General features: G+C 76.5%; 1 protein-coding gene. It reads left to right on the forward strand.

The features are described from left to right. On the forward strand, positions 1 to 4,985 hold a 4,985-nt coding region (locus ACFUEL_RS35005; protein ID WP_380241496.1), incomplete at both ends, for an SDR family NAD(P)-dependent oxidoreductase.

Consider the following 4,985-nt stretch of genomic DNA (forward strand, 5'->3'; position numbering starts at 1 on the left):
GTCGAGGACGGCGACCTGGCCCGGATCGCCGACACCCTGGCGATCGAGGACCGCAAGCAGCTGAGCGCCGTCCTGCCCGCCCTGGCGTCCTGGCGGCGCCGCGAACGGGACCGCTCGGCGACCGACGGCTGGCGCTACCGGGTGGCCTGGTCGCCCGCGGCCGAACCGGCCGGCCCGGCCCGGCTGTCGGGCCGCTGGCTGGTCGTGCTCCCCGAGGGCCGGCGCGACGACGGGGCGGTGCGCGCCTGCACCGAGGCGCTCTCCGGGCGCGGCGCCACCGTGGTGCCCGTCGAGGTCCCGGCCGGGACCGTCGACCGGGCCCGGATCGCCCTCCCGGTCCTCGCCGTGCAGCAGGGCCCCGCCCGCGGCGTGTCGGGCGTCCTGTCGCTGCTCGCCCTGGACGAGACCCCGCTGCCCGGCCACCCGGTGGTGCCGACCGGCCTGGCCGCCACCCTGGCCCTGGTGCAGGCCCTCGGCGACACCGACATCGACGCCCCGCTGTGGGTCGTCACCCGCGGCGCCGTCGCCACCGGGCCCGACGAGGCGCCCACCAGCCCCGCGCAGGCGCAGACCTGGGGCTTCGGCCGGGTCGTCGGCCTCGAGTACCCGGACCGCTGGGGCGGCCTGATCGACCTGCCGCCGACCCCGGACGAGCGGACCGGCGCCCAACTGGTCACCGTGCTGGCCGGCTGCGACGAGAACCAGGCCGCGCTGCGCCCCTCCGGCATCGTCGGCCGGCGCCTCGTCCACGCCCCGCTGCCCGCCGCCACCGGCGACCGGCGGCCCGCCCGCGGCACCGCGCTGCTCACCGGCGGCACCGGCGCGCTCGCCGGGTACGTGGCCCGCTGGCTGGCCGACCGCGGCGCGGAACGGGTGGTGCTGACCAGCCGCTCCGGCGGCAACGCCCGCGGCGCGGCCGCACAGGCCGCCGACCTGGCCGCCCGCGGCGCCGCCGTCGAGGTGGTGGCCTGCGACGCGGCCGACCGCGCCGCGCTGGCCGCGCTGCTGGAGCGGACCGCCGCCACCGGCCCCGCCCTGCGTACCGTGGTGCACACCGCCGCGATCCTCGACGACGGCGTCATCGACGGCCTCTCCCCGGCCCGCCTCGAATCGGTGCTGGCCGCGAAGGCCGCCGGCGCCGCCCACCTGGACGAGCTGACCGCCGGCCTGGAACTGGACGCCTTCGTGCTGTTCTCCTCCGTGGTCGCCACCACCGGCGGCCCGGGGCAGGCCAACTACGGCGCGGCCAACGCCTACCTGGACGCGCTCGCCGAGCACCGCCGCTCGCGCGGCCTGCCCGCGCTCGCCGTCGCCTGGGGCCCGTGGGCGGCCGGTGTCGCCCAGGGCTCGGAGGCGGCCCGGCAGCGGCTGGCCCGCAACCAGTGGGAGGGCGTGATGGACCCCGAACTGGCGGTCCGCGCCCTCGGCGAGGCGCTCGACCACGGCGACACCGCGCTGACCGTGACCAACATCGACTGGTCGGTCATCCTGGCCGCCCCGCAGGGCGCCGCCAGCCTGCTGACGGTCCCGCTGATGCGGGACCTGCCGGAGATCCACCGGCTGTCCGCGCTGCTGGCCGACGTCCCGGCCGCACCCGTCGAACAGGACCTGGCCCGCAGCCTGGCCGGACTGTCCCGGTCCGAGCAGCGCCGGGTGCTGGTCGAACTCGTCCGGGCGAAGGCCGCGCACGTGCTCGGCCACGCCTCCCCGGACGTCGTCGAGGTGAACCGGGCGTTCAGCGAGCTCGGCTTCGACTCGCTGACCGCCGTCGAACTGCGCAACGACCTCGGCACCGCGACCGACCTGCGGCTGCCCGCCACCCTGCTGTTCGACTACCCGACGGCGGGCGCGCTCGCCGAGTACCTGGAGGCCGAACTCCTCGGCGCCGCAACGGAGTCGGCGCCCGCACCGGCGCCCGTCGCGATCGCCGCCGACGAGCCGATCGCGATCGTCGGCATGGCCTGCCGCTACCCCGGCGGCGTCGCCGACCCGGACGGCCTGTGGGAGCTGCTCTCCACCGGCGGCGACGGCATCTCCGGCTTCCCGGAGGACCGCGGCTGGGACCTCGAGGCCCTGGCCGGCACCTCGTACGTCCGGGCGGGCGGCTTCGTCCACGACATGAGCGGCTTCGACGCCGGGTTCTTCGGCATCAGCCCGCGCGAGGCGCTCGCCATGGACCCGCAGCAGCGCCTGCTGCTGGAACTCTCCTGGGAGGCGTTCGAACGGGCCGGCCTCGACCCCGAGACGCTGCGCGGCAGCTCCACCGGCGTCTTCGTCGGCGGCTACACCTCCGGCTACGGCTACGGCGCCGACATCGAGGGCATGGCCCACCTGATCACCGGCAACGCCACCAGCATCCTGTCCGGCCGGGTCTCCTACGTGATGGGCCTGGAGGGCCCGGCGGTCACCGTCGACACCGCGTGCTCCTCCTCGCTGGTCGCGATGCACATGGCCGCCCAGGCGCTGCGCTCCGGCGAGTGCTCGATGGCGGTGGCCGGCGGCGTCACCATCCTGGTCAGCCCCGAGGGCTTCGTCGGGTTCAGCGAGCAGAGCGGCCTGGCCGCCGACGGCCGCTGCAAGGCGTTCTCCGACGCCGCCGACGGCATGGGCTTCGCCGAGGGCGCGGGCGTGCTGGTCGTCGAGCGGCTCTCCGACGCCCGCCGCAACGGGCACCCGGTGCTGGCCGTGATCCGCGGCAGCGCCACCAACCAGGACGGCGCCTCCAACGGCCTGACCGCCCCCAACGGCCCCTCGCAGCAGCGCGTCATCCGCGCCGCCCTGGCCAACGCGGGCCTGACCGCCGCCGACGTCGACGCCGTCGAGGCGCACGGCACCGGCACCAAGCTCGGCGACCCGATCGAGGCGCAGGCCCTGCTGGCCACCTACGGCCGGGACCGCGGCGAGCGCGGCTCGCTGCGGCTCGGCTCGGTCAAGTCGAACATCGGCCACACCCAGGCCGCGGCCGGCGTCGCGGGCGTCATCAAGATGGTGCTGGCCCTCCAGCACGAGCAGCTCCCCAGGACGCTGCACGCCGACGAGCCGTCCTCGCACGTGGACTGGACGGCGGGCGAGGTCGCGCTGCTGACCGAGCCGGTGCCGTGGACCGCCGGGGAGCGGGTGCGCCGGGCCGGCGTCTCCTCCTTCGGCCTGAGCGGCACCAACGCGCACGTGATCATCGAGGAGGCCCCGGCGGCGGCCCCCGCCCCGGCGGAGGAGACGCCGCAGGAGGCGCCCGCCCGGGTGCTCGAACCCGGCGAGGTCACGGCCTGGACGGTCTCCGGCCGCTCGGCCGAGGGCCTGGCCGCCCAGGCGGAGCGGCTCGCGGACTGGGTCACCGCCCGCCCCGGGCTCGAACCCGCCGCCGTGGCAAGGTCGTTGGCAACCTCCCGCTCGGCGTTCGAGCACCGCGCGGTGGCGGTCGGCGAGGCGCCGGCGGCAGACCTGCGGGCCTTCGCGGCGGGCGTGCCCTCGGGCGCGGTCGTCTCGGGCACGGCCCGTGCGGGCGTCCGCCCGGTGTTCGTCTTTCCCGGTCAGGGTTCGCAGTGGCTGGGCATGGGGCGTGAACTGGCCCGGGTGAGTCCGGTGTTCGCGGCGCGGTTGGCGGAGTGTGCGGCGGCGTTGGAGCCGTTCGTTGACTGGTCGCTCGATGAAGTACTGGCCGGTGAGCCGGAGTTGAAGGCCGCCGATGTGGTGCAGCCCGCACTGTGGGCGGTGATGGTCTCGCTCGCGGCCGTCTGGGAGGCGGCCGGGGTGAAGCCCGAGGCGGTGGTGGGCCACTCGCAGGGCGAGATCGCCGCCGCCACCGTCGCCGGGATGCTGTCGCTGGAGGACGGCGCCCGCGTCGTGGCGCTGCGCTCGCAGTCGCTGAAGGTGCTGGCCGGTCTGGGCGGGATGCTGTCGGTCAGCCAGTCGGCGGCCGTGGTCGCCGAACGCCTGCCGCTGTGGGGCGACCGTCTCGCGCTGGCGGCGGTCAACGGGCCTGCGGCGGTGGTGGTTTCGGGCGAACCCGGGGCGCTGGAGGAGCTGCGGGCCGAGTTCGAGGCCGAGGGCGTCCGCGCCAAGCTGGTCGCCGTGGACTACGCCTCGCACTCGGCGCAGGTGGACCGCCTGGAGGAGGAGATCGTCTTCGCGCTGACCGGGATCACCCCGCGGCGCGGCCGCGTCCCGATGGTCTCCGCGATGAGCGGCGAGACCCTGACGGGCGAGGAGTTGGACGCCGGGTACTGGTACGCGAGCCTGCGGGCCACCGTGCACTTCGAGCGTGCCGTGCGCACCCTCGCCGCCCAGGGCCACCAGCTGTTCGTCGAGGTCACCCCGCACCCCGTCCTGCTGGGCGCGCTGAACGACACCCTCGAGGAGACCACCGCCGCCGTCTGCGGCACGCTGCGCCGCGATGACGGCGGCGCCCGCCGCCTGCTCGCCTCGCTGGCCGAGGCGTACGTCAACGGCGCCACGGTGGACTGGACTTCGGTCCTCCCGGCGGCCGAGCCGGTCGAACTGCCCACCTACGCGTTCCAGCACGAGCGCTACTGGCCGCGCGCCGCCCCCGCCCTGGGTGGGGACGCGGTGTCGCTGGGCCTGGGTGCGGTCGGTCACCCGCTGCTCGGCGCGGCGGTCGAACTCGCGGGCGGTGCCGGGGTGGTGTGCACCGGGCGGCTGTCCGTGCGCACCCACCCGTGGCTGGCCGATCACGCGATCGGCGGTGCGGTGCTGCTGCCGGGCACCGGTTTCGTCGAGCTGGCCGTGCGGGCCGGCGACCAGGTCGGCTGCGGCCTGCTGGAGGAACTGACCCTCCAGGCGCCGCTGGTGCTCCCCTCCGACGGTTCGGGCGTCCAGGTGCAGGTCGTGGTGGCCGACACCGACGCGGACGGGCGGCGCGGCGTGGAGATCTTCTCCCGGCCCGACGGGCGGTCCGACTGGACGCAGCACGCGAGCGGCCTGCTCGCCCCCGCCGGGAGCCCCGCCACCGTCGAGGACGACTTCGT

The sequence above is a fragment of the Kitasatospora sp. NPDC057198 genome, from assembly GCF_042670125.1.
Taxonomy (GTDB): domain Bacteria; phylum Actinomycetota; class Actinomycetes; order Streptomycetales; family Streptomycetaceae; genus Kitasatospora.